Origin of the sequence: Clostridium bowmanii (assembly GCF_018861315.1) — a bacterium.
Taxonomy (GTDB): Bacteria; Bacillota; Clostridia; order Clostridiales; family Clostridiaceae; genus Clostridium_AD; species Clostridium_AD bowmanii.
Map to the genome: position 1 here is coordinate 1 of NZ_JAHLDL010000097.1, position 1,456 is coordinate 1,456.

Below are 1,456 nucleotides of genomic sequence, written 5' to 3' on the forward strand. Positions count from 1 at the left end.
TTTATCAAATGGTTTCTAAATTTCTTTTTTTTAATAAGTTCTTCAAAAAGCTGCAACAGACTTTCTTCTATCTCCACCACTTCTATTTTCTCTAAAAGTCTGCTTAATGTATCTGAATGCGGCATAGTTTTAAATTCAGGAAACATAGCATTCATGTTATTAAAAAATATTGGCAAACTCATTTCTTTATTAGCATTTCTTAATGAAGATATATTATATACAAACATAAGTATTCCATATATCATTAGTACTGTTAAACTATGTTTTGTTTTTTTAGTTTGCCTTGGATCTTTGATTTTACTCAATCTTTTAAGAAGTATTGGTAGAAGTCTTCTATAAACCTTCAGAGCTACTTCTATGGTTTCCTGTCTCTCTGATTTTTCTTCTTCAGCTGTACTATGACCACATTTTTTATTAGTTATATTTATTTTCCCCCTATACACCTGTCTTGAAATAATAACTCCATTAGATTCTAATTCTTTTCTTTTAATTTCTTTTTCATGTTCTCTTTCATCCTGTCGTCTTTCTGTTCTATTCATCAGGACTCACCACCTTGCATGGCTTAAGCCCTTTAAGACAATCCTTAAAATCCTTTTGTAGAGGATACATATAAATAGCTTTGGGTGACACCTCAGATTTATTATTTCTGTCCATTCTGCCGCGGCCTTTGGTTTCACCTAGATATGTCCAGTTTGAGGCTTTATAGCATGTCCCTGCAAAGTGAGAAGTATCTACAAAGGTCTCTAATAGTACAGGAGCATAACAATATTCTCTGAGCCAATCTTTCTGAATTTGTTTTATTGATAAAGCTAATGTTTTGCTTGCTAAATTTTTAATATTAACCCAAGGAAATATTAAAAATCTACTGTTATTCAGTATAAAATGAAGCTGTGTTTTTTTATTTTCAATATTCCAACCTATCCATTCATCACGGGATTTTAATGCCCATGCTGATGCTGAAAACTGAAGACAACCAAGCTTTTTATCTCCACTCTTAACAAAATAGTATAATCTAGAACCAAATACTTGCTTATCCCCTAGCATATGATAGTCATTAACGTATTTTCTCCATAATTTCAGTTCGCCTCCGGCTCTGGCAATGTCTAAATAAATAGGTTCAAAATCCTTTAGAACACCTGTAATGAGCGCGGTATCTATATTATATTCAGGTATTATTGAATTACTATTTTTTTTTGCAATTGTAATTACGGGTGGAAGTTCGATAATTGCTGATTCTTCTAATTTCCCTAGAAATGCCACGCATTGAGGTGTTTTCGCTCTTCCACTGGGAGTGGTCCAACTTAAAAATTCGCATATAGTACTTGCAAGTTCTCTCCTCGATAAATGATGATATTTTTTTCTCGTCCATTTTATAAGTTCTATATCTTCAGAAGTGAATTTTTTACCGGAGTATTCCATGATAATATTGTCCATGATTTTGTTCCACCTACCTTTC

General features: G+C 32.4%; 2 protein-coding genes. Both read right to left on the minus strand.

What is annotated here, in order from left to right:
* The coding region (locus KPL51_RS23005; protein ID WP_216166764.1) for a transposase family protein at positions 1-539 on the minus strand (539 nt) is incomplete at its 3' end.
* The coding region (locus tag KPL51_RS23010; protein ID WP_216166765.1) for a Druantia anti-phage system protein DruA at positions 532-1,456 on the minus strand (925 nt) is incomplete at its 5' end. The genes KPL51_RS23005 and KPL51_RS23010, both read right to left, overlap by 8 nt.